This is a genomic window from Sphingobium sp. 15-1 (genome assembly GCF_013375535.1).
Classification (GTDB): domain Bacteria; phylum Pseudomonadota; class Alphaproteobacteria; order Sphingomonadales; family Sphingomonadaceae; genus Sphingobium; species Sphingobium aromaticivastans.
On record NZ_JABXJG010000002.1, the window covers coordinates 1,119,304 to 1,145,654 of the forward strand.

Below are 26,351 nucleotides of genomic sequence, written 5' to 3' on the forward strand. Positions count from 1 at the left end.
ATCCGTCCGTCAGCTTGGCTCTCCCGCTGCATGCGCCCTGTTCCACTTGCTGAGTTCCGCCCGTTCCAAACCCTTGCCGCAGGCCCATAGCGCGGCGAAGGCGAACGGAACCACCGCCAGGCTGCACAGGATGCCTGTCGCGAGATTGCCGGTCAGCACGGATATTTTGCCCACGAAATAAGGCCCCAGCCCGGAACCGATCATCGTCGACGCCAGAAAATAGGTCGTCGTCGCCGTCCCGCGCATGCGCGGCAAGACGAGTTCCTGGATCGTGGCGGCCCCCGCGGTGAGCCACAAATTGCCAAGGAACGCGACCGGCGCATTCGCGCAATAGAATATCCAAGGGGTGTGGGTGCTGCGCATGATGACGATGAAGGGCACGGGCAGCAGGGTCGCCGCCAGGCCGACCCAGATGCGTCCCAAGGGACTATATTTGAGCAGAAGATCGGAAAAGCGCCCGCCCATGATGACGCCCAGCACGCCGCTGACGGCGGTGGTGACGCCCAGGATCATGCCCGTCGTGCCCTTGTCGATGGGGAAGCTGCGAAGTGAGAGGGGCGCCGCCCAGAAACCGATGATCAGATTGATCATCGACACGCTTCCAAAGCCCAGCATCGCCAGCACGAAGGTCGGCGTGCCCCAGGTCAGGGCGAAGGTGGGCCGGTCCCGGTGCCGCATCGATTGCGCGGAAGAGAAGGCCGCATAATAGCCGATCCCCAGGATCGCCCATTGGAGTATGTCGCCGGTCAGCCGGATCATGGCCCATGCCGCCGCCCCCGTCAGCGCCGCCACCGCCAGATTCGCCAGGAGCGAACCCGGGCCGGCGCATGCCGCCTGCACGACCGTAAGGGGAGGAACGACACTCGCGACGTCGCTCAGAAACCGTCCCCAGATCCGCGTTTCGCCGGGGCGCGAGACGCCGTCGCTCAGGCCGCGCCGCGGCTCCCGCAAGGTGGCCACCCAGAAGGCAAGAAGAATGCCCGGTAATCCCACCGCCAGGAACGCGGCCTGCCAGCCCGCAAGTCCGAATGGCGGATCGGCTGGAAAGGCCTGGTCCCAATGCAGGGCCAAACTGCCGCCCACGGCGAGCGCCAGGCCCATGCCGAAATAGAGGCCACCGATGAAAAGGCCGAGCGCGGTCGCCCTTTTGCCCTTGGTGAACCAGTCGGACGTGAGCGAAAAGCCCGCCGGGCTGGCCGTCGCCTCGCCAATGCCGACGCTCATCCGTGCCGCCACCAACTGGAAGAGGGAGGAGGACAGGCCGCACGCAACCGTCGCGGCCGACCAGAGCGCGAGGCCGATCGCGAGCAGATGCGTCCGCCGCCAGCGATCCATCAGGCGGCCCATGGGATAGCCGAAAAGGGCGTAGACACCCCGAAGGCGGTTCCGTGCAGAAATCCGAGCTGGCTGTCGGAAAGCTGGAAGGCGCGTTTCAGATCCTCCGCGAGGATCGAGAGGATCGTGCGGTCCAGCGCGTTGAACATGTACATGACGATCAGCACGAACAGGACGTACCAGGCATAGGGACTGTCGGGCCGGTCGCCCCGCTCGTCCATCGGCCGGGGATGGGCAGGCTGGCGACCGTTTCACTGCTCATGACTTGCACGCCGGTGCCCCCTTCATTCCCAGCACCGCTGGACGGACGATAGCGGCATGCCCGCCATCGTCCGCGATCCTTGCATCAGAAACGGACATCCAGCGCGACGCCCCACGACGACAATGCTTCATAAGGCACGACCTGCATGAGTCCCGGATTGTTGGTCACGATGCGCGTGACGTAGCGTTTGTCGAAGATATTCTTGCCGATCACGCTCAGCTTCCATTGATTGTCCGCCGCCCTTATGCCCAGGGTGAGGTCGACCGTCTTATATCCGGGCGCGCGCGTCGCGGGATTCACGCCGACGCCATATTGCGCGGCGGATTGATAATAGAGATGGGCTTGCGCGAAGGCATTCAGCGACGGGGTGACGGCCATATCATAGGCGATGAAGCTGTTGTCTTCCATTCCGGATTGCCGACCGTGCGGAAGCCGTTGACCGACTGGACGGACGCGGTCGATCCCATTGACGGCGCCGCGCAGACGCCGGGCGTCGCGCTGCGCGGTTGCAGGGCATAGCATGGGGCGTTCGTGAAGTCGGAATATTTGGTGTCGTTCCATGTGAGGTCGCCGCTGATCGAAAAGCCGCCCAATGCCCCACGGGGATTGAAGGCGAACTCGGTCTCAATTCCCTTGGCATGGATGCCGCCGGCATTGATGATCGTGTAGGTCAGGCCGTTGCCGCCAGTGCCCGGAAGCGCGGCCGTGATCTGGAAATCCTTGTACGGCGCATAATAGCCGGTGACGTTGAATGTCACCTGGCGATCGAAGAATTGCGTGCGCAGTCCGACTTCGTAGGAATGCGCGATCTCCGGGTCCACGATCGATTGGGTCTGGGCGAAGACCGCGGGCGTCAGATCGGCGGCGAAATTGAAGCCCGGCCCCTTATAGGCGCGGTATGCGGTGGCGTAGATCATGATGTCGGGCGCGACATGATATTGCGCGCCCGCCCGCCAGGAGAAATGGTCATATTTCACGGACGAGGCGACAGACAGTGGCGTATAGCCGGCGATGGCCGAGCCGGGAAGGAAGAGGCTCATATCCGGCCCGCCCTCCGCCGGGGCGCCGTCGCGCGGCAACCCGCGCTCGAACGTGCCGCGGCTCTTTTCATGGGAAAGACGCGCGCCCGCGATAAGGGTCAGCGGACCGAGATCGTAATTGAGGTCCACGAACGCCGCATAATTCTTCGTGTTCATACAAGAAGGAGTGGCGATATCTATATGTTATATAAGGAAAATCTGAGAAACATCATTGTGGATGATGATTGGATATGCAGGATGCCTTTTGGATATGCTGCCTTTGCAGGAGCACAATCCTATATTCCTCAGGCAGCGCCCTTGGCGGGCGTATTGACGCCCATGGACTTGAGATATTGCTTGACGTTGCGGGCGGCTTGGCGGAGCCGCTGCTCATTCTCCACCATGGCGATGCGGACAAAGCCCTCGCCATCCTCGCCATAGCCGACGCCCGGCGCGACCGCGACCTTGGCATGGGTCAGGAGCTGCTTGGAGAATTCCAGGCTCCCCATCTCCTTGAGCGCAGGCGGCAGCGGCGCCCAGGCGAACATCGACGCCTTGGGCGCGGGAATGTCCCACCCGGCGCGGCCAAAGGCCTCCACCATCACGTCGCGTCGCTTGTGGTAAAGCTCGCGGTTCTTCTGCACGATGTCCTGCGGTCCGTTGAGCGCCGCGCAGGCCGCCGCCTGGATCGGCGTGAACGCGCCATAATCGAGATAGGACTTTACCCGCTTCAGGGCCGCGATCAACTGCTTGTTGCCGACCGCAAAGCCGATGCGCCAGCCCGCCATCGAATAGGTCTTGCTGAGCGAGGTGAATTCCACCGCCACATCCTTGGCGCCGGGCACCTGGAGGATGGAGGGCGTCGGATTGCCGTCATAATAAAGCTCGGAATAGGCAAGGTCGGACAGCACCCAGACCTTGTTCTCCTTCGCCCAGGCGACCAGCCGCTCATAGAAAGCGAGGTCCACCGTCTCGGCGGTCGGGTTGCTGGGATAGCCGACCACCAGGATCGAGGGGCGCGGCACGGTGAAGGCCATCGCCCGCTCCAGCGACTGCCAATAATGTTCGTCCGGCGTCGTCGGCACGGAGCGGATGGTCGCCCCCGCGATGATGAAGCCGAACATGTGGATCGGATAGCTGGGATTGGGCGCCAGCACGACGTCGCCCGGCGCGGTGATCGCGGTGGCGAGGCTGGCGAGACCCTCCTTCGACCCCATGGTCACGACCACCTCGGTCTCCGGGTCCAGATCGACGCCGAAGCGGCGGCCATAATAATTGGCCTGCGCCTTGCGCAGTCCGGGAATGCCCATCGACTGGGAATAGCCGTGCGCGCTTGGCTTTTGCGCGACTTCGCACAGCTTGGCGATGACATGGTCGGGCGGCGGCAGGTCGGGATTGCCCATGCCGAGGTCAATAATGTCCTCTCCCGCGGCGCGCGCGGCGGCCCGCATCGCGTTCACTTCAGCGATGACATAGGGCGGCAGACGCTTCATGCGGTAGAATTCTTCGGACATTTTTGGGGCTTTCCTGAAAGCTCGCGGTAAGGAATAGTGCGCAACACGCATTCAGCTTGTCACATCCAGGCTATAACCCGCCCAATTGCGACACGCCAGTGAAAGCCGCGAAACCGACCATGCTTTCGGCCGGGTCCACTATTGTCGATGCTCGGCCTCCCAAATTTTAGGCTGACCCGGCCCCACCGACCAGGCGAGTGCCCAACCTCCCCCTGCAGCCAGCCGGTCAGTTCTCCCGCGCCGACATGAACGCCTCAAAGGCCACCTTGTAATCGGGATGCCAGCGCGAGAGCGCAGGGCGGTTGGCGATGATGTCGTCCATGGCCCAGAGCATCCGCTTCTCATCGGTGGCCCGGTCAACGTCATTGTCGGGACACAGCATATAGAAGTCGCCGCGGCGAAGGCTTTCCAGCATGAAGTCAGCCACTTGTTCAGCCGTCCAGGCGGCTGCCGGCTTTTCCCCCCGACTGGTTATGCCTGTGTAGGTGAAACCCGGAATCAGCAGATAAGCGGAGACCCGGCCGCCTGTCGCCATGCGCAACTCATGCGCCAGGGATTCCGTGAAGTTGCGAACGCCGGCCTTGGACAGATTATAGGCGGGATTGCCGGGCGGACTCGTGATCCCCTGCTTGGAACCGGTATTGATGACGATCCCCGGTCCGTCCCCCGCCAGCATGGCCGGGACGAACGTCTGCACGCCGTACAGCACGCTCATCAGATTGGTGCTGAGAAGATCGCCCCAACCGTCGGCATTTTCCCATGGCTTGCCTGGGTTTCGGCCGGTCGCCGCGTTGTTCATCAGCAGCGACACGGAACCCCATTGCGCGACGACAGCGTCCCGCAGCCGCTCCACATCCGCGCGAGAGGAGACATCGGTCGGCACAGGCAGCACGTCGCCCAGTTCGGAGAGCGTCCGGCTCGCCATCTCCAGCCGCTCGCCGGCAAGATCAGCCAACGCGACCTTCATGCCAAGGCCGAGAAGCCGGGAAGCGACCGCAAAGCCGATGCCGCTGGCAGCGCCGGTCACGACGGCGACGGACGCTGGGGACAGCGCGGCGGGAAGATCGATTGTCATGAACTCTGTCCTTTTTGTGATCGGCTCTTTTTGGCGGTCAGGGCAGCGGTGCCGACAAATGACGGGACGCCAACGGCAGATATTTCTGCCCTATCTACCGCATCATAGCGCGCAGGATGGAGATTTCCACAAGGCGCCCGAGCGAATCAAGCGCAGAGAATCGGCACTGCGCGACGGCGGAAAGAGGCGCCGCCTGTCCGGCTTCGCGCCCATCCCCGTCATTCCCGACCGGGCAAAGCGCGGCGAAAGCAGAGGCGAAGACTCCGCCAAATGAATGTTTAGGAAGGATAAAAGGCGGATCGTTGAATGTCGCCCATGGGCTTGTCCTTCCGATTTTTGGAACAAATGGCTATTTATTGGGACGATGCCTTCCCCATCTATTGGGCAAATCCAGCGGACATGGACTTGAGTTGCGCGACGCATCCTGCATCGGTTCGTCGCACGATATGCTCCAATTGCCTTCACAATCACAAGGGGCACTCCCCCTGTTCATGTAGCAGAAAGGTTAATCTCAACAGGCAGAATATTGATGGCGCTCACCCGCGGCGCCATGCCGCAGTTCTTATGAAGGTAAATGGAGGGGGTTCTGACAGCCGAATACGCCATTACGCGAACGGCAGTCGGACGAAAAGCTGCGGTCACGCAGGCCCGACTGATCGAATTTGAAGGAGTAGCGTGATGAGTGTCAATTCCAAGAGCCCGAAATTTCTCCTGTTGCTCGCCCTGCTTGCCGGGGCATCGTCGGGCAGCGTCGCCGCGCAGACCCAGGACGCGCCCCCGCCGCCGCCCTCCGCCGACGTCTCGGCAACCGCCTATCTGCCCGCCGAGAAGACGGTGGGGCCGGAGATCAAGGGCATTATTTCCGCCCGCAGCGGCGACAAGATGCAGGTCACGGCCGCCGACGGCACCAAATCCGTCATCGTCATCAACGACGCCACCAAGATCAGCGCCAGCAAGGGCTTTTTCGGCCTCAACCGCAGCAGGCTCGCCGCGACCTCGCTGCTCAATGGCCTGCCGGTGACGGTCAAGACCCTGCAATCGGGCGAGGGCCTGGTGGCGAGCCAGATCAACCTGCAGAACAAGGATCTCAAGACCGCGTCGATGATCCACAACGGCACGGAGCAGGGCTTTGCCGAACAGACGGCGGCAACCCAGGCGCTGCGCGGCCGCATGGGCGAGATCGACCAATATAATGTCAAGAGCACGACGAACGTGAATTTCGACACGGGCAAGGCGGTGTTGTCCGAACAGGCGAAGAACGACCTCTGCGCGGCGGCGACCGCTGCCGATGGAATGCCTAATGCCCTGCTGCTCGTCGTGGGTTACACCGATTCCACGGGCGGCGATGAATTCAACCAGGTGCTGAGCGAAAAGCGGGCCGGTCGCGTCGTCAATTATCTTCAGCAGGCCTGCGGCTGGAAGCCCTATCGCATGCTGACGCCCACCGGCATGGCCGAAGCGGACCCCCTGGCGAGCAACGACACCATCGAAGGCAAGGCGCAGAATCGCCGCGTCGCGGTGAACATCCTGGTCAGCAAGGCCGTCGACGGCCTGTAAGATGCGCGGGGTGGGTTTCGCCCACCCCGGCTTTTCGCGTCCGATCCGCCGTTGCGAAGCGTGACCGTCATTCGCGCATGTTTGCGGTCAGAAGCAGATCGTCCAGTTGCTTGAACGTCTCGCTGAAGCCGCTTGTGCTGCCGGACGCGATCGCATCGTCCAAAGCTTCCTTCGAGGGATGGAGGTCGTGCATGACGACCAGCGTCCCGCTTCCTCTTTCCTCGAAGGTCACGGTGGTGATGGCTCCGCCTTCTCCGCCTTCTTCATTTGTCCAGACGAGTCGGGAATAGGGCGTTACCTCAATATATTTCCCGAAAAATTCCATCGGCTGTTCGGAAGCGGCGTGGCCGAATACGAAGCGGTAGGTGCCGCCTGCGCGAACATCGGCCTCGCAGGAAATGAAGAACACCCCAAATGACTTTGGCGCCCACCATTGTTTGAGCAATTCCGGCTTGGTCCAGGCATCGAACAGGATTTTGGCGGGGGCGTCAAAGGTCCGCGTGACGATCAGCTCACGCTCGGACTTTCGTTCCACCGTCGTGTGGTTCTTTCCCGAAACGGGATCACTCTGTCCCTTGGCGTCCATCGGTTTCTTCCTTCCGTTTCAGTTCCCCGACAAGCTTGTCCAACTCGTCGAAGCGTGAAGCCCAGAGCTGGCGATACCTCTCCATCCACGCCATTTCTTCGGTCAGTCCGCGTGGGCCGAGCTTGCAGTTCCTGACGCGACCGACCTTCTCCGTGGTCACGAACCCGGCCTGCTCCAATATGCTGACATGCTTCTTCATGCCGGTGAGCGTCATGTGGAACTTCCCGGCAAGGTCCGTGATCGACGAATCCGCCCGCCCGAGCTGTTCCAGGACGCCGCGTCGCGTGGCATCCGACAAAGCGGCGAAGGAGGCGTCAAGGCGGGCGGTGGAAAGATGAACCATATGGTTCACTATTATCGCAAGGATCGCCTCCGCGCAAGGGCAAGCCAGCATGATTGCGGCAAGGAGCGCTTATCGGCTTAACGCATCGCCATTGTTGGGATATGACCAATGGTCTGATATCGGGTAAGACGCCCCGGTTGAGAAGCGCTCCGGCAAAAGGAAATAAAACGGAAAATGGCGACGCGTACGGAACGAGCAGAGGCGGATCAGGACGGCCAGGGTTTCACGCCCCCCAGGTCGCCATTGCGTGTGATGAACATATTGGAGGAGCTGGCGGCCGAGCCGAGGGGCCTGCCGCTGGTCCGCCTTCTGGAAAGGATGGACCTTCCCAAGACCAACCTGGTAAGCCTGTTGAGAGCGCTTGAAGAGGCGCGTTATGTCGTCGGCACGGTCACCTGCTGACGGGCCTTAATGCGGAGCGCATCCTTGTCGCGGCCACCGCCGTGGGCATTGCCCGCCGCTCGCTCGAACGCGCCGTCCAATATGCCAAGGATCGCACGGTGTTCCAGCGCCCCATCGGCGCCAATCAGGGGGTCGCCTTCCCCCTCGCGGAAGGGTTCGCCCAATATTCGGTGGTGGCTCTGCTGCTCGACAAGGCGGCGGCGATGTATGACGCGGGCCAGGACTGCGGCGTCGAAGCGACGATGCTCAAATATCTCGCCGCGGAAATCGCCTACAAGCTGGCCGACCAGGCCGTGCAGACCCATGGCGGCAAGGGTTACGCCACGGAGTTCGATGTCGAACGCTACTGGCGCGAGGCGCGGATGTTGCGGCTGGCGCCGATCACGCAGGAACTGGCGCTCAATCATCTCGCCACCCACGGCCTGGGGTTGCCTCGCTCCTTCTGAGGCGAGGGCGGCTTTGCACTAGCCTTTCGGGTCGCGCCCATAGGTTTCCACCAGGGAAACGAAAGAATGAATGGCGATGTCCTTCAATTTGGGCATCAGCGGCTCGAAAGGCTTTTCGAACCCGGCAAATGGGGTCATCCCCTCGATCGAGGCGGAGATGAAAAGGGCGATCGCGGCGCGGTCGTCCGGCCGCAGGTCGGGGCGCATTTCCCCGATGATCTCAGCGAAAGGGGCGCGGGCGCGTTGATAGAGATCCTGCACGCGCCCCAGCACGAACGCGTCGTGATTGGACAAGGCCCATAGTTCGGGAAAGAGGCGGGTCGTCTTCTTGCTGCGAATGTCGTCGAGGATGAAGAGGCAGATGCGCCGCAACCTTTCGGCTGGCGCGCCCGGTTCGTGGATGATCTGGTCGAATTCGATCTCATAGCTGCGGATGACGGCTTCCAGCAATTCGCGGACCAGATCCTCGCGGCTGCGATAATGATAGGTGAGGTTGCCGAACTTGATGCCGCAGGCGGTGGCGACTCGGCGCATGCTCATTGCGCGATACCCCTCCTCGATTAGTATATCGAGCGCTGTCCGCAATATGAGTTCGCGCGTCTCATTGCCCTTGGAATAGCCGCCATCCCGTTCGGGTACGACCAGTTCGCCTGAAAATCCTTCACCCATATCCATAGGAAATTCCACAAATTTTCCAAAGTTCCGCGACACCATAGAGGTTCCTTGAAAATATGTCATCCGACAAATTTAGGTCACTTGACAGATTTGTTGCTGATTAGTCATATTTGCAGCGAGCGGACAAGAGCCGCCATCAGGAGAGGATCTCTATGCGGTCAGTTGGCCTCAGCCTGCTGCTATGCGCGGCCATGCCCTTGCCGGTCTCCGCCGGAACGGCGGAATTTCCCAAACCGTTGCCCGAGGAGCAGATTCCCAATGTCGCGGGATTGCCCGCGATATGGCCGAAAAGCTGGGTGCTAATCCACGATCTCAACTTCGCCTCCATCCTGGACGGGAAGCTGGCGTTGGTTGACACGGCGTCGGCGGACCGGCCGTTGAAGGGACATGTCCGGGCCGCCCAGTTCGGCAATGAGCTGGTCTCGCCCGAGCGGGGTGAGATTTACACGGCGGAAACATTCTACAGCCGCCTGACGCGGGGCGAGCGCACCGACGCGATAACCATATGGGATATGAAGACCCTCCAACCCAAGGGCGAGATCGTCCTGCCCGGCGGTAAGCGGCAATTGTCCGTGACCTATCCCAATGTCTTTCAGTTCACCCATGGCGGCAAATGGGCGCTGGTCGCCAATTTCACGCCGGCCCAGTCAGTGACGGTGGTCGATCTGGAAAATCGCAAGCTGTTGAGCGAGATCGATTTGCCTGGCTGCACCCAAATCTATCCCACCGGCGAGCGCGGCTTCAGCAGCCTGTGCGCCGATGGGTCGATCTTCAGCGTGACGCTGGATGACAAGGGGCAGGCGGCGGCGTCGAAGAGCGTCGCCAAGGTGCAGGACATCGACAAACAGCCCCTGTTCGGCACGCCCGCGATGGTCGGGCGGACGGCGTGGTTCGTCAGCTATTACGGCATGATCCAGGGCATCGATCTTTCGGGAACGGTGGCCAAACCTCTGCCCGGCATGTTCAGCGTCGGCAAGGCGGAAGGGGGCGCGCCGGAGTGGCGGCCGGGCGGCTGGCAGGTGATCCGCGCTGATGCCAAGGGGCTGCTCTATGTGCTGATGAGTCCCAACGGCAAGGAAGGCAGCCACAAGGATGGCGGCACCGAAGTCTGGGTCGTCGATCCGGTGAAGAAGGCTCGCGTATCGCGCATCAAGCTGCGCGGGCAGGGCTTGGCGATTGCGGTGACGCATGAGGACGCCCCCCATTTGATCGTGGCGCGGGCGGACGGCGTGATCGACGTGCATGACGCGGCGACGGGCGCCTTCGTGCGGACATTGGGGGCGACGGTCGCGGCCAATCCGATCGTGATCACGGTGCCGTGATGGCGGCGCTTTCCCTTTTCCTGGTGATGCTGCTGGGCGCTTCCGCGGTGCACAAGGCGGTCGGGCGCGAGCGGCTGGCGGTCGTGGCGGCGCGGCTGGCTGGAGCGCGGGCGCAGGTCGGGCCGCTGCTGCTGATCTTGGCGGGCGTGGTTGAGGCGGCGGCGGCCCTGTGCCTGCTGATCCCGCCCTTGCGGCCCGTCGGAGCGATGGTCGCGACGCTGCTTTGGCTGGTCTATGCGGTGGCGCTGTGGCGTCGGCGCGGCCAGTCGCTCGACTGCGGCTGTGATTGGGTGGCGCGGGAACGGCCGGTCGGCATGGCGCAGATTGCCCGGCCGGCGCTGCTCGCGCTGCTGGCCTTGCTGACCCTTGTCATGCCGTCCTTCGCCTTCACGTTCGACGCGCCCTTTGCCGCGGCAGGCCTGCTGGCCCTCTATCTCGCCGCCACCGAACTTCTCGCCATTCCCCAGCCTTCGTGGAGAAACCGCTGATGCTGACGTCACAGATTTTGCTTTGGGCGGCGGTGGTTGTCCAGGCTTTGCTCATCGCCGCGCTCGCCCGGCAGGTCGGCATATTGCATGAACGGATCGCGCCCGCTGGCGCGCTCACTCTCCATCAAGGCGTGAAGATCGGGGAGAGGGCGACGCCGCTCGAACTGCTCACCATCGACAATGAGCGGCTGACCATCGGCGGCCAGCGCGACGGGCGCAGCCAATTGCTCTTCTTCGCCTCGCCCGACTGTTCGGTGTGCAAGTCGCTGCTGCCGGTGCTGCGCTCGGCGGCGCGGGCGGAGGCGGACTGGATCGATGTGGTGATCGCGGGCGACGGGACGAAGACCGCCTATCGCGCCATGGCGGCGGAGCATGGGCTGGAGGGCTTGCCGCTGGTCCTGTCCGAAGCCCTGGGCCGCGCCTTCGGGGTTGCGAAGCTGCCTTATGCGGTGCTGCTGGACGAGGGCGGCAAGGTCGCCTCGCTCGGCCTCATCAACAGCCGCGAACATCTGGAAAGCCTGTTCGAAGCCAAGGAACATGGCGTCGCCTCGATCCAGGATTTCCTCGCTCGCCGGAAGGGGGCCTGAGCCATGGCGCAATTCGACAAATTCACTGAGAAACTGGCACGCGGGGTCGCCCGCAGCACATCGCGCCGATCGCTGCTCGCCTGGCTGGGCGCCGGGATGACGGGCAGCGCCCTGATCCCGGTCCTGCCGGTGGCGCGCGCCTCCACCCATCCCGACGCGGTGCGGCCGGAAATGACGTCCGGCACGCCGCAAGACCCCGGCAATCAGGCAAGCTGCGACTATTGGCGCTATTGCGCGATTGACGGCTTCCTCTGCTCCTGCTGCGGCGGGACGGTGAACAGTTGTCCGCCGGGGACGGAAATGTCCCCGATCACCTGGATTGGCACCTGCACCAATCCGGCCGATGGGCGCGCTTATATCATCAGTTACAACGACTGCTGCGGCGTATCCTCCTGCGGTCAATGCCTGTGCAACCGCAATGAAGGCGACCGGCCTCAGGTCCGGTCGCAGTCGAACAATGATTATAACTGGTGCCTGGGCACGGAGAGCAGCGTTTACAACTGTTCGGTCGCGGCGATCGTCGGCACGGCATTGGAACAGCCGAAATGAGGATGGCGTTCTCCATTCTCCCGCTCCTGATGCTGGGCATCGGAACCGCCGCCGCGCAGGACGGGGCGTCCATCTACAATCGCTGCGCCGCCTGCCATACCCGCACCGGCGCGGGCGTGCCGGGGGCTTATCCGCCCCTGGGCAGCGACTTCCGCGCGCTCGCCGCCAAGCCGGACGGGCGCCGCTATCTGGCGCTGGCGGTGATCAAGGGGCTGAACGGCCCGATTTCCGTCGAAGGCAAGCCCTATCGCGGCATGATGCCCGCGCAGGGTGGACTGGACGATGCCTCGGTCGCTGCGGTGCTGAACCATGTCGGCGGCGCCATTGCCAAGGCTGGCCCGGCTTTCAAAGCCTTCACCGACAAGGAGGTGGCGGGCTATCGCGCAGGGGCCAAGGCGCTGACCGCCGCCGATGTCGCCCGGCTGCATGAAGGGGCGGGCGGCAAATGAAGCTGGCGCCGTTCGTCCTGATCGCTTTTGCCGCGACGGCCGTCGCTCTGGCGGCGCGGGCGGGCGAGCGGCCGATGCCGGGCGTGACCAATGCGGCCCAGGCGCATCAGGATTATATATTGAAATGCCAGGGCTGCCATCGCCCGAATGGCGGCGGTGACGATCGTTCCAACCCGCCGATGAGCGGGATCGTCGCCCGCTTCCTTTCGGTGCCGGGCGGGCGGGCCTTTATCGGCCGGGTGCCGGGCGTCGCCACCGTCGATCTGGACGACCGGCGGTTGGCGGAGCTGGTGAACTGGACCCTTTACACATTCGACGCGGAGCATGTTCCAGCCGATTTCCGGCCCTATACGGCGGCGGAAATCGGCGCTTTGCGGCGCAATCCGCTGCGGCTGGAACGCGTGGCCACAAGGGCGCGGCTGGTCGCGGCATTCGAACAGGAAAAACAATGATAGGAGGGTAGGTTCATGGGGGAAGTATCTTTGCGCGCGCTGGCATTTGGCGCGCTTGCCCTGGCGCAACCGGCGCTGGCGCAGGAAATGCCGTCGGCCGATATTGTGGTGACCGCCGCCAAGCGGTCCGAAAATGTCCAGTCGGTGCCGATTTCCGTGTCCGCGATCGGTGGCGACAGTCTGGCGAAGTCGCGGATCAGCAATGTCGACAGTCTGGTCACCAAGGTGGCCAATCTTCAACTGACGTCGATCGTGGGCGACAATACGCCGATCTTCGCCCTGCGCGGCGTGTCCATGTCCGACTACAGCCTTAACCAGTCCAGCCCGGTCGCGACCTATTATGACGAAGTCTATAAGGGCAATTTCGCCTTTCTGGGCGTCGCCATGTACGATCTGGAGCGCGTCGAAGTGCTGCGCGGGCCGCAGGGCACGCTTTATGGCAAGAACACCACTGGCGGCGCGGTGAACATCATCAGCCGTGAGGCGAAGCTGGGCGAGACCAGCGGTTATATCAATCTCGGCTACGGCAATTATAACCGCTATGAAGCGAATGGCGCGGTCAACGTGCCGCTGGGCGAGAAGGCGGCGCTGCGCGTGGCGGGCACTTTCGCGCGGGCGGACGGCTGGTTCAAGAATGTCGTGCCGGGCATGCCGGACCTGGCCAGCACCCGCGAATATGCGGTGCGCGGCACGGTGAAGGCGGAGCCGGTGGAAGGGCTGACCTTCGTGCTGCGGGCGTCGACCAGCTATCAGAATCCGCGCAATTACGGCATCTATGCCCAGCCGGAGGCGCTCAACCGGCCCGGCCTGTCTCGCTGGCAGATCGCGTCGGATGTGCCCGACCGGCGGCGGGCGCGGACGACGTCGGTGGCGCTCACCACCAATCTCGACCTCACCGATGCGCTGGCGCTGACCAGCATCACCTCCTATGACCGGGGCAAGCTGTTCTTCCGGGAGGATACGGACGGCACGGCGACCAGGCTGCTGGAAATCCCCTATTATGACAAGGCGAACCAGTTCGCGCAGGATCTGCGGATCACCAGCGACACTGGCGGGCCGTTCGACTTCATATTGGGCGCTTATTTCAACCGGGAAAAAGTGTTCAATCGCACGGCCTTCGAAATCGCTACTGATGTCGACGTCAATGAAGACGGCGTGATCGACGCGCAGGACTGTGCCGACGGCTTGCCGGTCGCCTGCAAGGTCCAGAATCAGTTCGATCAGGTGAAAAAGAGCTATGCGATCTATTCCGACCTGAAATATAAGATTGGCGAAGCGGTGACGCTGCGCGGCGGTCTGCGCTACACCCATGATACGGGGCGGCAGAACGGCTTCATCTCCCAGGCGCTGGGTGTCGACAACAGCCTGGTCCAGACGCTCATTCCCCTGTCCAACCTGCGGTTCAAGAAGAATAATTTTTCCGGCAAGGTCGGCGTCGATTACAAGCTGGCGGACGGCAATCTTCTTTATGTCAGCGTCAGCCGGGGGTATCGCGCGCCCAGCTTCAACGCGCAGGCATTCTTCGATCCCTCGGAACTGTCGGTGGCGAAGGCGGAACAGGTCACCTCCTATGAAGTCGGCGCCAAGACGCAATTCTGGGATCGGCGCATCACGTTGAACATGGCTGGTTTCTATTATGATTATAAGAACCAGCAGTTCATCAACGTCGATCCGTCGAGCGCGGCGCAGACCTTGCTCAACATCCCCAAGTCGCGCATCTATGGCGGAGAGGCGGAATTGACCGTGCGGGCGGCCGATATGCTGACGTTGCGCGCGGGCATGGGTGTGCTGTCGGCCAAGATCAAGCAAGGGACGGTCAGCGGCGTCGATGTCGGCGGCAACCGCCTGTCCAACGCGCCGAGCCTGACGCTGAACGGCGGGATCGACTGGACGGCGGTGGAGGGCGGCTTCGGCGCTATCTCGATCCATCCGGAAATCGCCTATCAGTCGAGCCAATATTTTGAGGTGTTGAACATCCCTCGCCTTCGCCAAAAGGGCTATGCGCTGGTCAGCGGCCATATCGATTGGGAAAGCGCCGACGGGCGGTTCAACGCCTCGCTCTGGGCGAAGAACCTCACCAAGAAATTCTACTTCACCTCGCGGGTGGATCTGCTCGCGGGCTTTGGTTTCGACTATAATCACATCGGCAATCCACGCAGCTATGGCGTGAGCGTCGGCGCGAAATTCTAGAGCAGCCGATCCGATTGCATCAGTTCGGCTGCTCTAGGTCTTTGGTTGTTGCGTTTTCCGAGTCAGCAGCTGTTCCACCTGCTTCGAAAACGCTTTTGGAGGAGAGGATGATGGCTGACTATAAGCTGCTGATCGGCGGCGAACTGGTCGAGGGCGACCATGAGATGGCGGTCGTCAACCCCGCGACGGGCGAGTCCTTTACCACCGTCGCCCGCGCTTCGGCACGGCAGGCGGATGAGGCCATCGCGGCGGCCAAGGCGGCGCAGCCCGACTGGGCGGCGGTGCCCTTTGCGCAGCGGCAGGCGAAGCTGGTGGCGCTGGCCGACGCCGTGGCGGCCAATGCGCCGGAGCTGGCGCGGCTGCTGACGCTGGAGCAGGGCAAGCCGCTCCCCGAAGCGCAAGGAGAGGTGGCGTGGACAGAGGGTTTTCTGCGCCATTACGCGACGCTGGAACTGCCCGACCGGGTGATCCAGGATGACGCGGCGGGCTATATAGCGGTCAAGCACAAGCCGCTGGGCGTAGTCGTGGGCATCATCGCCTGGAACTTCCCGCTGCTGGTCGCCTGCTGGAAGATCGGCCCGGCGGTGCTGGCGGGCAACGCCATCGTGCTGAAGCCCGCGCCGACGACGCCTGCTACCGCTCTGGCGCTGGGCGCTTTGTGCCGGGAGATTTTCCCGGCTGGGGTGGTGAATATCATCACTGATGCCAATGATCTGGGGCCGCATCTCACCGCCCATCCCGATGTCGCCAAGATCGGCTTCACCGGCTCCACCGCCACGGGGAAGCGGATCGCCGCCAATGGCGCGGACAGCCTGAAGCGCGTGACGCTGGAACTGGGCGGCAACGATCCGGCGATCGTGCTGGAGGATGTCGATGTGCGCGAAACGGCGAAGGCGATCTTCGGCAATGCATTTCTGAATTGCGGGCAGGTGTGTCTCGCGGTGAAGCGCGCCTATGTCCATGCCGATATTTACGACGCCATGTGTGAGGAGCTGGCGGCGCTGGCGGAGGCCGCGATTGTCGGTGACGGTTTGGAACAGGGAACGCAGATCGGGCCGATCCAGAATGCGATGCAGTTCGAGAAGGTGAAGGGTTTCCTCGACGCCGCCAGGGCTGAAGGCAAGATCGTCGCCGGCGGGCAGGCGATGGAGCGGGCAGGCTATTTCATCCAGCCGACCATCGTGCGCGACGTGACCGACGGCATGACAATCGTGGATGAGGAGCAGTTCGGCCCGATCCTGCCGGTCGTGAAGTTCGACGATGTGGACGATGTGATCGCCCGCGCCAATGCGTCCGACTATGGGCTGGGCGGATCGGTCTGGTCGGCGGACGTCGGGCGGGCGTCGGAGATCGCCGCGCGGATCGAAAGCGGGCAGGTCTGGGTCAACCAGCATCTCGCCATCGGACCGCATATCCCGATGGCGGGCTTCAAGAATAGCGGCCTTGGCGTCGAGCAGGCCGAGGAGGGGCTTGCCGAATATACCCAATTGCAAGTCATCAACATCAAGCGATGAGCGGACTTTCGATCGCGCGGGGCGCCACCGACGTCCCTTTGCTGGAAACGACCATCGGGGAAGCGCTGCTGAAGGTCGCCGCCGAACATGGCGACGGCCTGGCGCTGGCGTCGCGGCATCAGGGCATCCGTTGGACCTGGGCGGAATTGCTGGAGCAGGTCGACAAGGCCGCGACCGGCCTGCTGGCGCTGGGCGTCGCGAAAGGCGACCGGGTCGGCATCTGGGCGCCCAATTGCGCCGAATGGACCGTCATCCAGTTCGCCACGGCGCGGATCGGCGCGATCCTGGTCAACATCAATCCGGCCTATCGCACTGCGGAGGTCGACTATGCGCTGAACAAGGTCGGATGCAGCCTGCTCGTCACCGCGCCGCGCTTCAAGAGCAGCGATTATGTCGCCATGCTGCGGGACATCGGCGCGGCGGCGCTGCCCGATCTTCGTCATGTCGTGACGCTCGGCACGGAGCGGCATCAGAGCCTGCCATGCTGGTCCGACATGCTGCATGAGCCGGACCCGCAGCGCCTCGCCGCCATAGAGGCGACGCTCGACCGCGACGATGCGATCAATATCCAGTTCACCAGCGGCACCACCGGCCATCCCAAGGGCGCGACCCTCACCCACCGCAATGTGCTCAACAACGGCTATTTCGCCGGTCGCGCGATGAAGCTGACCGCCGCCGACCGCCTGTGCATTCCCGTGCCGCTCTACCATTGTTTCGGCATGGTGCTGGGCAATATGGCGGCGCTGACCAGCGGCGCTGCGATGGTCTATCCGGGCGAGGCCTACGATCCCCGGCTGGTGCTGGAGGCCGTGCAGGCGGAGCGCTGCACCATGCTGCATGGCGTGCCGACCATGTTCATCACCCTGTTGAACCAGCCCGATCTGGCTGATTTCGACCTCTCCACCTTGCGCACCGGGATCATGGCGGGGTCGCCCTGCCCCGAAACGGTGATGCGGCAGGTGATGGACCGGCTGCACCTGACCGGGATCACCATCGGCTATGGCATGACCGAAACCAGCCCGCTCACCACCCAGACCGCCACCGACGATCCGCTGGAGGAACGGGTGGCGACGGTCGGACGGGTGCATCCCCATGCGGAGGCGAAGGTGGTCGGCCCGGACGGCGCGACCCTCCCGCTGGGCGAGCAGGGCGAATATTGTTCCCGCGGCTATGCGGTGATGCTGGGTTATTGGGGCGATCCCGAACGAACGGCGGAGGCCATCGACGCGGAGGGGTGGATGCATTCGGGCGATCTTGCGACGATGGACGCGCGCGGCTATGTCCGCATCACCGGCCGCATCAAGGACATGATCATCCGTGGCGGCGAGAATATCTATCCGCGTGAGATCGAGGAATATCTGCTCCGCCATCCCTCGGTTGCCGATGCGCAGGTCTTTGGCGTCGCGGATGAGAAATTCGGGGAGGCGGTCTGTAGCTGGATCATTCCCAAGCCGGGCGTCTGCCTGTCGGAGCAGGAGATATTCGATCACTGCCGGGGCCAGATCGCGCATTTCAAGATTCCGCGCTATGTGCGTATCGTGGAACGGTTCGAGATGACGGTGACGGGCAAGGCGCAGAAGTTCGAGATGCGGCGGATCATGGAGCGGGAATTGGGTCTTGGATCGTGACGTGAGCGGCCCGCAGGCCTATTTTCTGCGGACGGAGGATGGGCATTTCATGCCCACGCGGCATGTCGGCGGCGCCTGGAATCTGGCCGAACAGCATGTCGCGCCCGCGATGGGCCTGCTGATCGACGCGATCGAGTCGGATCACGCAGCGCGGCGGACGGACCGGTTGCAGGTTGCGCGCTTGTCCTATGATATTTGGGGCACGATTCCGATGGAGGCGGTCAGCATCGACGTGACGGTGCTTCGGCCAGGGCGGACCATCGAACTGGTGGAGGCGCGGCTTTGCCATGGCGGCCGCCCGGCCATCCTCCTGCGCGCATGGTTGACGCAAGCCTATGACAGCGCGGGAATCGCGGCGGTCCGTTTTCCTGCCATGCCGCCGCCGGACGCCATGCCCGCCTGGAGCCCCTCCAGCCTGTGGCCTGGCGGCTTCATCGCCAGCGTGGAGGTGCGGCGCGCTCAGGAACAGCCGGGCCGCGCCCGCTGCTGGGTCCGCTCGCCCCTGGCCCTGCTGCATGGGGAAGCCGTGTCGGAAACGGCGCGGACGATGGGCCTGGTCGACATCGCCAACGGCCTGACCCCGCTGGTTTCGCCGGCGGAGGTCGCCTTCCCCAATCTCGATCTCACCGCCCATTTCTTTCGGCAGCCGAAGGGCGAATGGATCGGTCTGGATATTTCCGTGTCGGGCGGCGCCCTGGGGATCGGCCTCACGCACAGCATTCTGCACGATGCGGATGGACCGGTGGGCGCCATCTCCCAATCGTTGACGATAAGGCCCTAAAGCCACCGAAACATACGCGTCACCAGGCGACCCAGACTGCTGCATGGGCGGGAAAAGCGTTCGACTAATGAATTCTAATAGTTCCCCCAGCATTGCTTGTGAGACTTATCTCTACCAATAAAATAGATAAACGGGAAATTTCTGCCGGAAGGACGAATATGAACCCGTTGCGTTTCCTGATCCTATGCTGGAGCCGCTTGCGCGATGCCGCCCGTCGCGAATTTCTGCGCGATCCCGATGTGATCCTGTTTGATCGGGCAGCGCCGGAGCGGGAAAGTCTCAGTGGTCGCTGAAGGCTGGTCGCGGCGCGGTTTTCTGGCGGCTGGGGCGGCATCCGGCCTGCTGCTGTCGGGATGCGGCGCGAGTCGGGATTCCCGGCCCCGGCTCCGCGTGTCGATCACCGGCAAGGGGGAAGGCGACACGCGGCTGCTGTTCAAGGCGGCCGGCATCGCGCCCAAGGGTTTCGACCTCGCCTATAGCGAATTCCAGTCCGGTCATCTGGTGGTGGAGGCGCTGAATGGCGGTTCGCTCGATTTTGGCGGGATGAGCGAGATACCGCCGATTTTCGCCGCCGCCTCGACGATCCAGAGCTTCCGGCAGATCGCCGTCGCCCATGGCGACGTCAACAACCAGGTGGTGCTGGTGCCGAGAGGCTCCAATGCGCGCTCCATTGCCGATCTCAAGGGCAAGCGAGTCGGCTATGTGCGGGCCACCACCTCCCAATATTTCCTGATCCGGATGCTGGAGGAGGCGGGGCTGGGCTGGGACGACATCACGCCCGTCGCCATGGGCGTTTCCGATGGCGCGGCGGCCTTTTCCCAAGGATCGCTGGATGGCTGGGCGATCTACGGCTTTCCCATCCAGCGGGCGGTGGCGACGGAGGGCGCCCGGATATTGCGCACCGCCTACGGCATATTGTCGGGCAATTATCTGGTGTCGGCCCATGTCGACGCGCTGGCCGATCCGCAATTGTCGGAGATCATCCGCGAATATCTGGCGCTGGTGCAGCAGGCCTATGGCTGGGCGGCGGCGAACAAGGATGAATGGGCAGGCATCATCGCCCAGGACATCGGCGTCCCCCGCGACTATGTGGCGGACCAGTTCAAGCGCCAGAGCGCGAGCTATGAGCTGCGTCCCGTGACCGATGCGGCCATCGCTTCGCAGCAGCAGGTGGCGGACCTCTTCTTCGCCCAGAAGCTGTTGCCCAAGCCCGTCGACGTGCGACCCCTCTGGGACAAGCGGTTCAACGATTCCATACCGAAAAGAGGCTGAAGATCATGGCCAGCCAGGCATTTGTTCCTGAAACCCCGTCCCTTGCGCCGATCGGCCCCGAACGGCTCGACCGCATCACCCGGCAACTGGCGGAAACCGCCGAAACCTATGACCGGAGCGCCGAATTTCCCCGCGCCAATTTCGACCTGTTGGGGCGGGAGGGGCTGATCGGGCTGACCGTGCCGGTCGAATATGGCGGGCGCGGCGCGTCCCTCTCCGAAGCGTTGCGCGTGCTCGGCGCCGTGGCCAAGGGGGAGCCGTCGACGGCGCTGATCCTGTTCTATTACCCAAGTAATAGGACCTAAAGTTTCATGTATTTGGGGAATAAGGGTTTCCTGCGGACATTCCAAAATTGTCACCCGATCGAATAGTCTAAGGGATATTGCCGTTTCTTCGGGGACATGGGGAGGAATGAGATCATAGTCGAAAGTTGACATTGAATTTACTTCTTTGATTATAATTGAATATATTATTTTATCAGATTATTTTCAATATAGAGCTAACGGTAACATTTTCTCCAATGTCATCTTTGCCTCAGTATCTCTCACGAGACAAAGTGGGCAATGCAAACTGGGAAACGTCGTTGCTGCCTCACGCAGATCATAGATTGTGCCCGATAAGCCGTAAATCGCGACAATATATTTCAGCACGACAGGCTGTCTCGAAAGCGCCAAAAAAGCTGGCTACCGGTTGGAGTGGTCACAGCGCGACGCTCGTAATGGGTGTTATCCTCTGTACCGCGGAGCGGTTCAACAGCTATGATCTGAACGCCAGTGTCGAAGGCGGCATCATCGCCGACAAGTTGTTCTTCCGCCTGAGCGGTCGCGCCTATCATACCGATGGCCAGTATCAGGACTCAGTCTATTCCGACGCGCGCCTCGGCCGCCGCAACACCAAGTCGATCAGCCTCAGCCTGCTCGCGGAGCCGACCGATAATCTCAAAATTCGGTTCTTCGGCGTTTACTGAAACGACAGCGATGGCCTGCCGGCCAATACAGCTGAGAGCAATAAATCGAGACGAGACGCATTTTGATCAGGCTTCGCACTTCTGTCTTTTCGTGACCGCAATGTCTCATGCCCAAGGCGCAGACTGGGCAGGCATCGTCACAATAGCAGGGTTCTGCTAAACAGGCTGCCAGCGATGATGCCGCGGAATCGTCGTGACCGCCTAGCGGTGCGAACATCGCCGGCAGTATGTGCCTGTCACCGGCGGCTCCTGCAGATGGGGGCCATCCCAATAGTGGCCCTGGCCCACCAATCCCAAGCGCTTCATTGCCGCCATGCTCGCATCGACTGCCATGGTCAAGGTCTTCGGTCAGGCTCAGTCCAACCTTTCCGGCCTTGCGCTCGCTGCGGCGGCGGGTTTCTTCACCAATGCCGGCGTCGCCGCTCTTTATTTCATCATTGCACTGTGCTTCCCGATCTCTGTCCGGGGCGGCAGCACCGGCGTCGTCATAGGCATCGCTCTTGGCGGGGCAGTATTGGGATCGATCATTCACGGTTTCCTGTTCAGCCTCAATCAATGGAAATCGTGACTGCGGATCCGCGCAATTTCGACTTGCTCCGTCGCTGTTCCGAAGAACGGTGAAGCCAGTGTCCGTGCTTTGGAAAAAGCGGGATCGCGCGGATCGGGACCGCCGCCATGGCTAGCCCCATCGCCGCGCCCCGGCACGACTGTGAAGTCCGCGCGTCCCACAGAGCGGAGCATCTCATCATGGTCGATGATCCGGTCGCAGATGATGTGGATGACTTCGCCCTCCTTCTGGAGTCGGCCTCGCATGGCGATCATGGAGGCGGACATGACCTGTCGCCGGTAGATTTCGAACCGGTCCGGCCAGAGTATATGCCCTGAGCGACCCCGGTCTCGTCCTCGATCGTCACGAACAGCACACCTTTCGCCGAGCCGGGCCGCTGGCGGACCAGGATAACGCCGGCGACTTCGATGTTGCGGCCGTCGCGGATCGACGTGAGATCGGCGCAGCGCACGATCCGCATGGCGTCGAGCTGGGGGCGCAGGAAGCTCAGCGGATGATTGCGGAGCGAGAGCTGCAGCGAGCGATAATCCTCCACCACCTCACGGTCTTCGGTCATCGGCTGGAGCGTGACCGACGCCTCTCTGCCTTCTGGCGAGAATTTCCCTTCACTTTCGTCGGCCGCAGCGAAGAGGGGGAGGGGCGCTTCGCCCAGACCCTTGACCTTCCAGAGACCTGTCGTCGATCCTGCGCGATACAGGCAAAGGCATCGGCCTCGGCGAGCCGCTCGATCGCGGCACCGTGAAGATTGGCGAGGCCGCGCACCTGCCGGAACCCCAGGCGCACGGCCCTGTATTGGCCGCGCGCCGGTTCGAGCGTGCAATCCCAATGGCTATGATTGATCGACACCGGACGGACCTCGACGCCATGCTGCCGCGTATCGCGCACGATCTGGGCGGGCGCGTAGAAGCCCATGGGCTGGGCGTTCAGGAGCGCGGCGCAGAAGACGTCGGGATGATGATGTTTCATCCAGCAGGAGGCATAGGCGATCTTGGCAAAACTCGCCGCATGGCTTTCGGGAAAGCCATAGCTGCCGAACCCTTCGATTTGCTTGAAGGTGCGTTCGGCAAAATCCTTGGGGTAGCCCCGTGCGATCATGCCGTTCACCAGCTTGTCGTAAAAATGGCTGACGCCGCCCGTCAACTTGAAGGTCGCCATGGCGCGCCGCAACTGGTCGGCTTCGGCCGGCGTGAAGCCGGCACCCACGATCGCGACCTTCATCGCCTGCTCCTGGAAGAGCGGTACGCCCAGCGTCTTCTTGAGGACCGCTTCGAGCTCAGGCTTGGGATATTCAGGCACCTCCTTGCCTTCCCGGCGGCGCAGATAGGGATGGACCATGTCGCCCTGGATCGGGCCGGGCCGGACGATCGCGACCTCGATCACGAGATCGTAGAATTCTTTCGGCTTGATCCGCGGCAGCATCGACATCTGCGCACGGCTCTCGATCTGGAAGACGCCCAGCGTATCTGCCCGCTGGATCATGGCGTAGACGGCCGGGTCGTCGTGGAGATCGGCCATCCCAACGCGTAGGCCCTTATGCTCATCCAGCAGGTTGAAGGCGCGGTTCATGCGACCCAGCATGCCAAGGCCCAGCACATCGACCTTCATGAACTTCAAGGCGTCGATATCGTCCTTGTCCCATTCAATAATCTGCCGGTCTTCCATCCGTGCAGGCTCGATCGGCACCAGATCATCGAGCCGGTCCTGGGTCAGGACGAAACCGCCGGGATGCTGCGAGAGATGGCGCGGTGTGCCGATGAGCTGGCGGGAAAGCTCAAGCGTCAGCTTCAGGCGATGATCGTCGGCATTGAGATTGACGCTCGTGATCTGCTCGTCGGTGATGCCATCCATCGACCAGCCCCAGACCAGACCGGCCAGCATTTTCGTCGAATCGCGCGGCAAGCCCAACGCCTTGCCCACCTCCGCGACCGCGCCACGGGTGCGATAGCGCGTCACCACAGCCGTCAGCGCAGAACGGGTGCGGCCATAGGTCTCATAGATCCACTGGATGATTTCTTCGCGCCGCTCATGTTCGAAATCAACGTCGATATCCGGCGGCTCCTTGCGCTCGCCCGAGACGAATCGCTCGAACAGCAGCTCATGCTTGATCGGATCGAGAGCATATAGCAGACGCAGCTGTTCGCCGCCGAGCCGCGCCCCTGGCAGAGAATGCCGCGCCTCCGGCTCTCGGGGACGATCGAATTTACCGTCAGAAAATAGGGTGCGTAACCGAGCTGGTCGATCAATCAGAGTTCATGAGCGATCTGCTTGGTGTAGGGCTCGGGTAGCCCATCGGGAAACATCCGCTTGGCAGCCGACTGGGTGAGCGCGGCGAGCGCCTGCTGCGCCGTGCGGCCCTCCATCACCTGCTCATAGGGATATTGATACTGGATTTCGTCCAGATCGAACTGGCACAGGCCGGCGATGTCGGCGCTGGCCTGGATCGCATCGGGAAAGGCGATAAAGCGCCGCTCCATTTCCACGGGTGATTTGAGGTTCCGGTCCATATAGCGCTCGCGCTTGAACCCGAGACCGTCGATCGTCGTCTTCTCCCGGATCGCTGTCATCATATCCTGGAGGGGCCGGCAGTAGGGTGAATGGTAGAGAATGTCGCCGGTCGCCACGCTGCGGACATTCGTCGATCGCGCCATCTCATCGAGCCTGTGGAGCCGCGACATGTCGTCGGGTCGGCGGCGCAGCGCGAGCGCCATATGGGCACGCGATCCGAACGCGGTTCGCAGATCAGCGAGATGAGCGCGCGTCACGCTGTCGGGCTCGTCTGGCACGAGGATGGCAATCTGTCCCTCAGTATGAGCGATGACATCGGCCCATTCGAGCAGGCAGCAGCCCTTGCCGCCGCGCGACGTGCCAACAGAAAGCAGCCGCGTCAGGCGCGACCAGGTGGGGCGGTCCGTTGGATAGACGAGCAGGGCGCGGCCATCGGTGAGATCGATGCGCGCGCCCGCAATCATTCGGACGCCCGTCGCCTTCTGCGCGTCCCATCCGCGCACCCCGCCCGCGACGCTGCCCCAGTCGACGAGGCCTAGCGCCTTGTGACCGAGCAGAGCGGCTGCCGCGAAAAGCTGCTCGGGCGAGGAGGCACCGCGCAGGAAGGAAAAGTGGCTCGTCACCTGGAGTTCGACATGGCGGGCCATCAACCGAAAACCCCATGCATGAACCAGTTGAGGTTTCCCGTCTGCTCATCGACCCCGTCGCCGCGGCGGAAGAGCCAGAAACGCTCGCCACTCGCTGCCTCGACCCGGAAATAGTCCCTGACCGCCGACATCTCCTGAGTGTTTCGCCACCATTCGCCGTGAATGCGCTCAGGGCCATCGCCAGCGACGACGCGATAGCGCGAACCCCGCCAGACGAAGCGTCTGGACGGATGATCGGGCAGCAGCGCCACGACATTGGACAGGAGTTCGGTCCGCTTCAGCAAGCGGACCGGCCGTTTCCAGCCCGGCCAGCCCTTCGGCTTTGCCAAGGGACTTACACGCCGCTCCGCGCGCTCGGGCACAGGCCGACGACATGGCAGATGATCTGCGCGCCGACGCCACAAGCCCGGACCCTGATGCCCGGCCGTTCGCGCAGCCGCGCTATTGGGGGGGCTTCATATTATACGGTGCATGATTGTGCCGCTAAAACCACCGAACCGGTGAAGTTCTTCATCCGGCTTTACCCAAAATTTACCATCAACTTTTACCCCCGATCTACCGATTGTTATGGGGGATAGGGGCGAATAATGGCGGCTGCTTCAAAGCAGAACCTTCGGCTTGGCCGAGGGAGCGGGCATTTGTGGGCGGTCGAACTTGCCGCGGCGATCGGGCTGGCGGCACCCTCTGTCGCCGTTGCTCAGCAGGCCCCTGTAACGCCGCCGACGCGGAGCGATCTGGAGCCGGTGCCCCAGGCCAAAACGGTCCCGCGTCCGCGATTGACGGTCGATGACGGTGTTGAGCGCGCGCCCTGTGCGCTGGAAGATCCAGCCTATTCCTCGATCAAGATCAGGATCACCACGGCCACCTTCCATAATCTGGGTCCGGTGCGCGCCAGCGAACTGAGCGACACCTATGCCGATCTCGTCGGCACCGAACAGCCGGTCAGCGTGGTTTGCCGCATTCGAGACGCGGCCGCGACCAGGTTGCGCAATCTGGGCTATATCGCCGCGGTTCAGGTCCCCGCCCAGCGGATAGAAAATGGCGCGGTCACTTTCGAGCTACTCTATGCCAAGGTCACTTCGATCCGCGTGGTGGGCAAGGTCGGCCGTAACGAGCGACTGATCGAGAGCTACCTTTCAAAGCTGGCCGACGGGCAGCTCTTCAACCGCTTCGAAGCCGAACGCTACCTGCTGCTGGCCCGCGACATACCGGGCTATC

General features: G+C 62.8%; 29 protein-coding genes and 1 pseudogene. 18 read left to right on the top strand and 12 right to left on the bottom strand.

The genetic code is table 11. From position 1 onward, the window contains the following. Window positions 1-9 precede the first annotated feature (9 nt). From HUK72_RS21175 to HUK72_RS21200, 6 genes are all read right to left on the bottom strand, one after another. Window positions 10-1,347, bottom strand: a complete 1,338-nt coding sequence (locus tag HUK72_RS21175; RefSeq protein ID WP_176598561.1) for an MFS transporter — start codon at window positions 1,345-1,347, stop codon at window positions 10-12. Further along, a complete protein-coding gene (locus HUK72_RS21180; protein WP_176598562.1) occupies window positions 1,335-1,556 on the bottom strand; it encodes a hypothetical protein in 222 nt (73 codons plus the stop codon). The genes HUK72_RS21175 and HUK72_RS21180 overlap by 13 nt, the downstream gene beginning before the upstream one ends. Window positions 1,557-1,681: 125 nt before the next feature. After that, on the bottom strand, window positions 1,682-2,005 hold the full coding sequence (locus HUK72_RS21185) for a TonB-dependent receptor (protein WP_176598563.1): 324 nt from the start codon (window positions 2,003-2,005) through the stop codon (window positions 1,682-1,684). After that, complete coding sequence (locus tag HUK72_RS21190; protein WP_176598564.1) at window positions 1,954-2,793, bottom strand: TonB-dependent receptor domain-containing protein; 840 nt, start codon at window positions 2,791-2,793, stop codon at window positions 1,954-1,956. Before HUK72_RS21190 ends, HUK72_RS21185 begins: the two co-directional genes overlap by 52 nt. A gap of 128 nt (window positions 2,794-2,921) precedes the next feature. Then, the gene (locus tag HUK72_RS21195) at window positions 2,922-4,130 is read right to left on the bottom strand and encodes an LL-diaminopimelate aminotransferase (protein ID WP_176598565.1); all 1,209 of its coding nucleotides are present in this window, start codon (window positions 4,128-4,130) and stop codon (window positions 2,922-2,924) included. A 226-nt stretch (window positions 4,131-4,356) separates the two neighbouring features. Continuing rightward, window positions 4,357-5,205 carry an SDR family NAD(P)-dependent oxidoreductase gene (locus HUK72_RS21200; RefSeq protein WP_176598566.1) on the bottom strand — a complete coding sequence of 283 codons (849 nt, stop codon included), beginning with the start codon at window positions 5,203-5,205 and terminating at the stop codon, window positions 4,357-4,359. A gap of 678 nt (window positions 5,206-5,883) precedes the next feature. On the opposite strand from HUK72_RS21200, the gene HUK72_RS21205 reads away from it, so the two are divergent. Beyond that, window positions 5,884-6,762, top strand: coding sequence for an OmpA family protein (locus HUK72_RS21205; protein WP_176598567.1), 879 nt, complete (start codon window positions 5,884-5,886; stop codon window positions 6,760-6,762). A gap of 67 nt (window positions 6,763-6,829) precedes the next feature. Here HUK72_RS21205 and HUK72_RS21210 read toward each other — a convergent pair whose 3' ends face one another. Next, window positions 6,830-7,348 (bottom strand): SRPBCC family protein, encoded by a 519-nt coding sequence (locus HUK72_RS21210; protein WP_176598568.1) that lies wholly within the window; start codon window positions 7,346-7,348, stop codon window positions 6,830-6,832. After that, window positions 7,326-7,691: a helix-turn-helix transcriptional regulator gene (locus tag HUK72_RS21215; protein WP_176598914.1), complete on the bottom strand. Its 366-nt coding sequence runs from the start codon at window positions 7,689-7,691 to the stop codon at window positions 7,326-7,328. The genes HUK72_RS21210 and HUK72_RS21215 overlap by 23 nt, the downstream gene beginning before the upstream one ends. Window positions 7,692-7,865: 174 nt before the next feature. Here HUK72_RS21215 and HUK72_RS21220 point away from each other — a divergent pair, with 174 nt between their 5' ends. Together HUK72_RS21220 and HUK72_RS21225 are read left to right on the top strand one after the other, a co-directional pair. After that, window positions 7,866-8,093, top strand: coding sequence for a helix-turn-helix domain-containing protein (locus HUK72_RS21220; RefSeq protein ID WP_176598569.1), 228 nt, complete (start codon window positions 7,866-7,868; stop codon window positions 8,091-8,093). A 20-nt stretch (window positions 8,094-8,113) separates the two neighbouring features. Next, on the top strand, window positions 8,114-8,539 hold the full coding sequence (locus tag HUK72_RS21225; protein WP_336952538.1) for an acyl-CoA dehydrogenase: 426 nt from the start codon (window positions 8,114-8,116) through the stop codon (window positions 8,537-8,539). Between the two features lie 18 nt (window positions 8,540-8,557). On the opposite strand, the gene HUK72_RS21230 is transcribed toward HUK72_RS21225, so the two are convergent. Further along, window positions 8,558-9,214, bottom strand: coding sequence for a TetR/AcrR family transcriptional regulator (locus tag HUK72_RS21230; protein WP_176598570.1), 657 nt, complete (start codon window positions 9,212-9,214; stop codon window positions 8,558-8,560). 152 nt (window positions 9,215-9,366) lie between these two features. Here HUK72_RS21230 and HUK72_RS21235 point away from each other — a divergent pair, with 152 nt between their 5' ends. The 15 genes from HUK72_RS21235 (at window position 9,367) to HUK72_RS21300 (ending at window position 21,981) form a co-directional block, all read left to right on the top strand. Continuing rightward, window positions 9,367-10,536 (top strand): amine dehydrogenase large subunit, encoded by a 1,170-nt coding sequence (locus tag HUK72_RS21235; RefSeq protein ID WP_176598571.1) that lies wholly within the window; start codon window positions 9,367-9,369, stop codon window positions 10,534-10,536. Then, complete coding sequence (locus HUK72_RS21240) at window positions 10,536-11,024, top strand: MauE/DoxX family redox-associated membrane protein (protein WP_176598572.1); 489 nt, start codon at window positions 10,536-10,538, stop codon at window positions 11,022-11,024. Before HUK72_RS21235 ends, HUK72_RS21240 begins: the two co-directional genes overlap by 1 nt. Then, window positions 11,024-11,611: a methylamine dehydrogenase gene (locus tag HUK72_RS21245; RefSeq protein ID WP_176598573.1), complete on the top strand. Its 588-nt coding sequence runs from the start codon at window positions 11,024-11,026 to the stop codon at window positions 11,609-11,611. The genes HUK72_RS21240 and HUK72_RS21245 overlap by 1 nt, the downstream gene beginning before the upstream one ends. Before the next feature lie 3 nt (window positions 11,612-11,614). Further along, window positions 11,615-12,160, top strand: coding sequence for a methylamine dehydrogenase light chain (locus tag HUK72_RS21250; protein ID WP_176598574.1), 546 nt, complete (start codon window positions 11,615-11,617; stop codon window positions 12,158-12,160). Window positions 12,161-12,162: 2 nt separating this feature from the next. Continuing rightward, entirely contained in the window at window positions 12,163-12,609 is a 447-nt protein-coding gene (locus HUK72_RS21255; RefSeq protein ID WP_255325894.1) for a cytochrome c, read from the top strand. Next, entirely contained in the window at window positions 12,606-13,061 is a 456-nt protein-coding gene (locus HUK72_RS21260) for a cytochrome C (RefSeq protein ID WP_176598576.1), read from the top strand. The genes HUK72_RS21255 and HUK72_RS21260 overlap by 4 nt, the downstream gene beginning before the upstream one ends. 15 nt (window positions 13,062-13,076) lie before the next feature. Beyond that, entirely contained in the window at window positions 13,077-15,251 is a 2,175-nt protein-coding gene (locus tag HUK72_RS21265; protein WP_176598577.1) for a TonB-dependent receptor, read from the top strand. A 110-nt stretch (window positions 15,252-15,361) separates the two neighbouring features. Continuing rightward, complete coding sequence (locus HUK72_RS21270) at window positions 15,362-16,765, top strand: aldehyde dehydrogenase family protein (RefSeq protein ID WP_176598578.1); 1,404 nt, start codon at window positions 15,362-15,364, stop codon at window positions 16,763-16,765. After that, complete coding sequence (locus HUK72_RS21275) at window positions 16,762-18,393, top strand: AMP-binding protein (protein WP_176598579.1); 1,632 nt, start codon at window positions 16,762-16,764, stop codon at window positions 18,391-18,393. The genes HUK72_RS21270 and HUK72_RS21275 overlap by 4 nt, the downstream gene beginning before the upstream one ends. Then, window positions 18,383-19,174 (top strand): thioesterase family protein, encoded by a 792-nt coding sequence (locus HUK72_RS21280; protein WP_255325895.1) that lies wholly within the window; start codon window positions 18,383-18,385, stop codon window positions 19,172-19,174. Before HUK72_RS21275 ends, HUK72_RS21280 begins: the two co-directional genes overlap by 11 nt. Before the next feature lie 158 nt (window positions 19,175-19,332). Then, a complete protein-coding gene (locus tag HUK72_RS27370) occupies window positions 19,333-19,467 on the top strand; it encodes a hypothetical protein (RefSeq protein ID WP_255325896.1) in 135 nt (44 codons plus the stop codon). Further along, window positions 19,457-20,446, top strand: coding sequence for an ABC transporter substrate-binding protein (locus tag HUK72_RS21285; RefSeq protein ID WP_176598580.1), 990 nt, complete (start codon window positions 19,457-19,459; stop codon window positions 20,444-20,446). The genes HUK72_RS27370 and HUK72_RS21285 overlap by 11 nt, the downstream gene beginning before the upstream one ends. A 5-nt stretch (window positions 20,447-20,451) precedes the next feature. Then, a complete protein-coding gene (locus tag HUK72_RS21290; protein ID WP_255325897.1) occupies window positions 20,452-20,751 on the top strand; it encodes an acyl-CoA dehydrogenase family protein in 300 nt (99 codons plus the stop codon). A 413-nt stretch (window positions 20,752-21,164) separates the two neighbouring features. Further along, the gene (locus HUK72_RS21295) at window positions 21,165-21,413 is read left to right on the top strand and encodes a hypothetical protein (protein WP_176598581.1); all 249 of its coding nucleotides are present in this window, start codon (window positions 21,165-21,167) and stop codon (window positions 21,411-21,413) included. A gap of 313 nt (window positions 21,414-21,726) precedes the next feature. Continuing rightward, window positions 21,727-21,981 carry a hypothetical protein gene (locus HUK72_RS21300; protein WP_176598582.1) on the top strand — a complete coding sequence of 85 codons (255 nt, stop codon included), beginning with the start codon at window positions 21,727-21,729 and terminating at the stop codon, window positions 21,979-21,981. Here HUK72_RS21300 and HUK72_RS21305 read toward each other — a convergent pair. The 3 genes and pseudogenes from HUK72_RS21305 to HUK72_RS27670 form a co-directional block, all read right to left on the bottom strand. Further along, window positions 21,966-25,133: pseudogene (locus HUK72_RS21305) on the bottom strand (error-prone DNA polymerase). The gene HUK72_RS21300 and the pseudogene HUK72_RS21305 overlap by 16 nt on opposite strands. Next, on the bottom strand, window positions 25,133-25,462 hold the full coding sequence (locus HUK72_RS21310) for a DUF6504 family protein (RefSeq protein WP_176598583.1): 330 nt from the start codon (window positions 25,460-25,462) through the stop codon (window positions 25,133-25,135). Before HUK72_RS21310 ends, HUK72_RS21305 begins: the two are co-directional and overlap by 1 nt. 745 nt (window positions 25,463-26,207) lie before the next feature. Next, entirely contained in the window at window positions 26,208-26,273 is a 66-nt protein-coding gene (locus HUK72_RS27670; RefSeq protein WP_369806043.1) for a phage DNA packaging protein J, read from the bottom strand. Window positions 26,274-26,351 lie beyond the last annotated feature (78 nt).

Bases quoted from the DNA above. Each gene is read 5' to 3' on its own strand.
- HUK72_RS21175 (WP_176598561.1), bottom strand. From the start codon at position 1,347: ATGGGCCGCCTGATGGATCGCTGGCGGCGGACGCATCTGCTCGCGATC.
- HUK72_RS21180 (WP_176598562.1), bottom strand. From the start codon at position 1,556: ATGGACGAGCGGGGCGACCGGCCCGACAGTCCCTATGCCTGGTACGTC.
- HUK72_RS21185 (WP_176598563.1), bottom strand. From the start codon at position 2,005: ATGGAAGACAACAGCTTCATCGCCTATGATATGGCCGTCACCCCGTCG.
- HUK72_RS21190 (WP_176598564.1), bottom strand. From the start codon at position 2,793: ATGAACACGAAGAATTATGCGGCGTTCGTGGACCTCAATTACGATCTC.
- HUK72_RS21195 (WP_176598565.1), bottom strand. From the start codon at position 4,130: ATGTCCGAAGAATTCTACCGCATGAAGCGTCTGCCGCCCTATGTCATC.
- HUK72_RS21200 (WP_176598566.1), bottom strand. From the start codon at position 5,205: ATGACAATCGATCTTCCCGCCGCGCTGTCCCCAGCGTCCGTCGCCGTC.
- HUK72_RS21205 (WP_176598567.1), top strand. From the start codon at position 5,884: ATGAGTGTCAATTCCAAGAGCCCGAAATTTCTCCTGTTGCTCGCCCTG.
- HUK72_RS21210 (WP_176598568.1), bottom strand. From the start codon at position 7,348: ATGGACGCCAAGGGACAGAGTGATCCCGTTTCGGGAAAGAACCACACG.
- HUK72_RS21215 (WP_176598914.1), bottom strand. From the start codon at position 7,691: ATGGTTCATCTTTCCACCGCCCGCCTTGACGCCTCCTTCGCCGCTTTG.
- HUK72_RS21220 (WP_176598569.1), top strand. From the start codon at position 7,866: ATGGCGACGCGTACGGAACGAGCAGAGGCGGATCAGGACGGCCAGGGT.
- HUK72_RS21230 (WP_176598570.1), bottom strand. From the start codon at position 9,214: ATGGATATGGGTGAAGGATTTTCAGGCGAACTGGTCGTACCCGAACGG.
- HUK72_RS21235 (WP_176598571.1), top strand. From the start codon at position 9,367: ATGCGGTCAGTTGGCCTCAGCCTGCTGCTATGCGCGGCCATGCCCTTG.
- HUK72_RS21240 (WP_176598572.1), top strand. From the start codon at position 10,536: ATGGCGGCGCTTTCCCTTTTCCTGGTGATGCTGCTGGGCGCTTCCGCG.
- HUK72_RS21245 (WP_176598573.1), top strand. From the start codon at position 11,024: ATGCTGACGTCACAGATTTTGCTTTGGGCGGCGGTGGTTGTCCAGGCT.
- HUK72_RS21250 (WP_176598574.1), top strand. From the start codon at position 11,615: ATGGCGCAATTCGACAAATTCACTGAGAAACTGGCACGCGGGGTCGCC.
- HUK72_RS21255 (WP_255325894.1), top strand. From the start codon at position 12,163: ATGGCGTTCTCCATTCTCCCGCTCCTGATGCTGGGCATCGGAACCGCC.
- HUK72_RS21260 (WP_176598576.1), top strand. From the start codon at position 12,606: ATGAAGCTGGCGCCGTTCGTCCTGATCGCTTTTGCCGCGACGGCCGTC.
- HUK72_RS21265 (WP_176598577.1), top strand. From the start codon at position 13,077: ATGGGGGAAGTATCTTTGCGCGCGCTGGCATTTGGCGCGCTTGCCCTG.
- HUK72_RS21270 (WP_176598578.1), top strand. From the start codon at position 15,362: ATGGCTGACTATAAGCTGCTGATCGGCGGCGAACTGGTCGAGGGCGAC.
- HUK72_RS21275 (WP_176598579.1), top strand. From the start codon at position 16,762: ATGAGCGGACTTTCGATCGCGCGGGGCGCCACCGACGTCCCTTTGCTG.
- HUK72_RS27370 (WP_255325896.1), top strand. From the start codon at position 19,333: ATGAACCCGTTGCGTTTCCTGATCCTATGCTGGAGCCGCTTGCGCGAT.
- HUK72_RS21290 (WP_255325897.1), top strand. From the start codon at position 20,452: ATGGCCAGCCAGGCATTTGTTCCTGAAACCCCGTCCCTTGCGCCGATC.
- HUK72_RS21295 (WP_176598581.1), top strand. From the start codon at position 21,165: ATGGGTGTTATCCTCTGTACCGCGGAGCGGTTCAACAGCTATGATCTG.
- HUK72_RS21300 (WP_176598582.1), top strand. From the start codon at position 21,727: ATGCTCGCATCGACTGCCATGGTCAAGGTCTTCGGTCAGGCTCAGTCC.